The following is a 3858-nucleotide window of genomic DNA, read 5'->3' on the forward strand; positions in this document are numbered from 1 at the left end:
ACTCAGTTATCTTATCATGTCATTATCAACATGTCAATAACTTATTTTTTATTATTTTAAGTTATTGGTGTTCTTTTGAACAAATAATAATATATCAACATCACATACGAAAGTCAATAAGAAAATGCTTATTTATCAACATTTCCAGCTTATATGATCGTTAATTAGTTCTTCTCCTTTTTTTGTTCGTCTTTATAACCTTAAAAAACGAAAAATCCTTTTATTTTCAGTTTAACGTTCATGTTTTTGTCCTATTTATGAGAACCAAATCTCTCACCTTCTAAAATTTTCCTTAACAAAGTGCTGCTTTTATCTATTTCTGCTTTTTTTTGCTAGAATAATAGTAACAATATGACTCTGGAGGATTTATTTATGAAAATTTTGATTGCTGACGATGATAAAGAAATCGTTGAATTATTAAGTATCTATGTTCACAATGAAGGCTATGAAGCAGTAAAGGCATATGATGGGAAAGAAGCATTATCTAAAATCAGAACAATCCCTGATATTGAATTACTTATTTTAGATATCATGATGCCAGAGATGGACGGGATGCAAGTAGTGAAAGAGCTGCGAAAAGAATCTCAAATCCCAATCATTATGCTGACAGCAAAAACTACTGATATGGATAAGATCAAAGGACTGGTGGCTGGTGCAGATGATTATGTAACCAAACCGTTTAATCCATTAGAAGTAATGGCTAGAGTAAAGTCTTTATTACGGCGTACAAAAATGCAGATTGCCCCAGATCAGCCTGATGTATTAGAAGTAAATGCATTAATCATCAATAAAGACTCTCATGAAGTTAAAACAATCGATGGGAAAGAAATCCAGTTAACAGCTTTGGAATTCGGTATCCTCTACTTGCTTGCTAGTCATCCTAATCGAGTATTTAGCGCGGATGAAATTTTTGAGCGTGTTTGGAAACAAGAAAGTATTGTCTCTGCTAAAACTGTCATGGTTCATGTTAGCCATTTAAGAGATAAGATCGAAGAAGCAACTGGTGGTGAAAAAGTCATTCAAACCGTTTGGGGAGTGGGCTATAAAATTGACGCAAGATAGTAAACGAGCAACTGAAAAACGCCGTCGGATCAACTTGACTTCAAAAGAAATCAGCGAATTGTTAGCGGAAGGAATCATCACGATCATCCTTTTACTTCTATTAAATGTTTCTATTTTGGTTGTTATCAGTTCGGTAATCAATAGTTCACCTTCTTTGACAAATGCGATTTGGGATTCAAAGAATATTTTTGCGGAACGATTGAACACTGATTTATTTTGGAACGGTCGAAACTTTATTATTCCCTTTTTCTTTCTATTAGATATTGGTGTTTTGTATTGGCGTTTGATTCGAAGATATCGCCAAATGCAATTACGACATATCATCAGTGAACTTCATTACATCGCAAATGGAAATTATGATCATCGTATCCCTTTTGAACTTAGTGGTGACTTAAGCCGAGTTGTAACAAGTATCAATGGATTGGTAGATAGCACAGTAGCAGCGATTGAAGACGAACGTAAAATCGAGAAATCAAAAGATGAATTGATCACAAATGTTAGTCACGATATCCGTACCCCTCTTACTTCTATCATTGGATATCTAGGATTGATAGAAGATGGTCAGTATCACTCAGAAGAAGATCTTTTAAAGTATACACATACCGCTTATATTAAAGCAAAGCAGATGAAATCTTTAGTGGACGACTTATTTGAATACACTAAGGTACGCCAGCCTGCTGTCCCAGTAAATTTTTCTGCCTTTGATATGATCCAGTTGATCGAACAGTTAGCTGCTGATTTTGAGTTGGAAGCTTCTAAAAAAAATATCCAAATACTTGTGCAGTCAAAAGTAGATTCCCTTATCATGGATGGCGATACAGAAAAACTTGTACGTGTCTTCAATAATCTTTTGACGAATGCGTTGAAATATGGAAAAGGAGCTACGAAGATCGTGATTGAAGTAGAACGTGTCGGTTCAGAAGTTGTTGCAACGGTCAAAAATAATGGAGCAATGATCCCACAACAGGCAATCGATAATCTATTCGACCGTTTTTATCGTGTAGAAGAATCTCGGTCACAAGCAACTGGAGGAACTGGGCTTGGTTTAGCAATCGCTCAAAGTATTGTGGCTTTACATGGTGGCTACATTTATGCAAAATCAGATAAGCAATGGACTTCTTTCATCATGCACCTTCCAATCAAGAAAAATGAAAAATTACCTATTGATGCACAGGAAGTTATTGACGAAAGCTGAAATATTCGCTATTCTTATTACAATTATTAGAATAAATGAAAAACACAGAACCCAGTACACTTTATTCTTTTTCAGAGAGCTGATGGCAGGTGCAAATCAGCAAAGGATAATTTGGAAGTTCCAGTTCGTTTACGTGCCCTTTCGAAATAAGAAAGGTCGGTTCAACAGCCGTTATGTGTTCAACAAGTGCAGCTTATGCTGAACTTGGGTGGTACCGCGAATTTCAGACTGATTCGTCCCAAGAATAATGGGATGGATCAGTCTTTTTTTATTTTCAAAAAGGAGGAAAACATATGTTAGATGTAAAAATGATGCGACAAAATATCGAAGAAGTACAAGAAAAACTAATGACTCGGGGCGTTAAAAAAGAAACATTAGCTGAATTCATGGAACTAGATGAAAACCGCCGCAAATTACTAGTCAAAAGTGAAGAATTGAAAAAATATCGAAATGACGTTTCTGCTGAGATCGCTCAATTGAAGCGTGCAAAAGAAGATGCTTCTGCTAAAATCGCTGAAATGAAAGAAGTCGGCGGCAACATCAAGGCATTGGATACCGAAATTGCTGAAGTAGATGAAAAATTGAAACAAATTGCCACTACTTTGCCAAACCTTCCCCATGATTCTGTGCCAGTTGGATCAGATGAAGAGGACAATGTAGAAATCCGTCGTTGGAGCGAACCACGTACATTTGCTTTTGAGCCAAAACCACACTGGGAAATTGCAGAAAATCTTGATATTTTAGACTTTGAACGTGGCGCAAAAGTAGCCGGTAGCCGTTTTGTTTATTATAAAGGGTTGGGCGCTCGATTAGAACGTGCAGTCTACAACTTCATGCTTGATCAGCATATTTACGAACACGGCTATACTGAAATGATTACTCCTTATATCGTCAACAGTAAAGCGATGTTTGGTACAGGACAATTTCCAAAATTCAAAGAAGATGTTTTCCAATTGGAGAATACTGATTTAACATTGATTCCGACAGCTGAAGTCCCATTGACTAACTATTATAATGATGAAATTTTAGATGGTGCGGATTTACCTGTTTATTTCACTGCGCTAAGTCCTGCTTTTCGTTCTGAAGCTGGAAGTGCCGGTCGGGATACTCGAGGACTGATCCGTCTTCACCAATTCAATAAAGTAGAAATGGTCAAATTCTCGGATGCAGAACATTCTTACGAAGAATTGGAAAAAATGACAGCTGATGCAGAAGATATCTTGAAAAAACTGCATTTGCCTTATCGTGTAATGGCCTTATCAACTGGAGACATGGGCTTTTCTGCAGCTAAAACTTATGATTTAGAAGTATGGATTCCTGCACAAGATACTTATCGTGAAATCAGTTCTTGTTCTAACTGTGAAGATTTCCAAGCACGCCGCGCCATGATTCGTTATCGCGATAATGATGGAAAAATCCACTATGCTCATACTTTGAATGGTTCAGGACTTGCGGTTGGCCGTACAGTAGCTGCCATTTTGGAAAACTACCAAAATGAAGATGGTTCTGTCACAGTTCCAGAAGCGCTCGTTCCTTATATGGGTAATCTGAAAGTTATTAAATAAAGAGGTTGTGAAAAAGCTGTCCTGCATCAAGTAATA

The 3858-nt window shown here is 36.8% G+C and carries 3 protein-coding genes and 1 other annotated feature; all 3 genes read left to right on the forward strand.

From position 1 onward, the window contains the following. The first annotated feature begins 372 nt into the window (after window positions 1-372). Window positions 373-1062 (forward strand): response regulator transcription factor CroR, encoded by a 690-nt coding sequence (locus HMPREF2961_RS09225; protein ID WP_002295268.1) that lies wholly within the window; start codon window positions 373-375, stop codon window positions 1060-1062. After that, window positions 1049-2257 (forward strand): sensor histidine kinase, encoded by a 1209-nt coding sequence (locus HMPREF2961_RS09230; protein WP_002309915.1) that lies wholly within the window; start codon window positions 1049-1051, stop codon window positions 2255-2257. The genes HMPREF2961_RS09225 and HMPREF2961_RS09230 overlap by 14 nt, the downstream gene beginning before the upstream one ends. 38 nt (window positions 2258-2295) lie before the next feature. After that, window positions 2296-2501 (forward strand) — a binding site (T-box leader). Between the two features lie 49 nt (window positions 2502-2550). Next, a complete protein-coding gene (gene serS / locus HMPREF2961_RS09235; protein WP_002315470.1) occupies window positions 2551-3822 on the forward strand; it encodes a serine--tRNA ligase in 1272 nt (423 codons plus the stop codon). Window positions 3823-3858: the final 36 nt, after the last annotated feature.

It is taken from the genome of Enterococcus sp. HMSC076E04, from assembly GCF_001814285.1.
GTDB lineage: Bacteria > Bacillota > Bacilli > Lactobacillales > Enterococcaceae > Enterococcus_B > Enterococcus_B lactis.

Bases quoted from the DNA above. Each gene is read 5' to 3' on its own strand.
- HMPREF2961_RS09225 (WP_002295268.1), top strand. From the start codon at position 373: ATGAAAATTTTGATTGCTGACGATGATAAAGAAATCGTTGAATTATTA.
- serS (WP_002315470.1), top strand. From the start codon at position 2,551: ATGTTAGATGTAAAAATGATGCGACAAAATATCGAAGAAGTACAAGAA.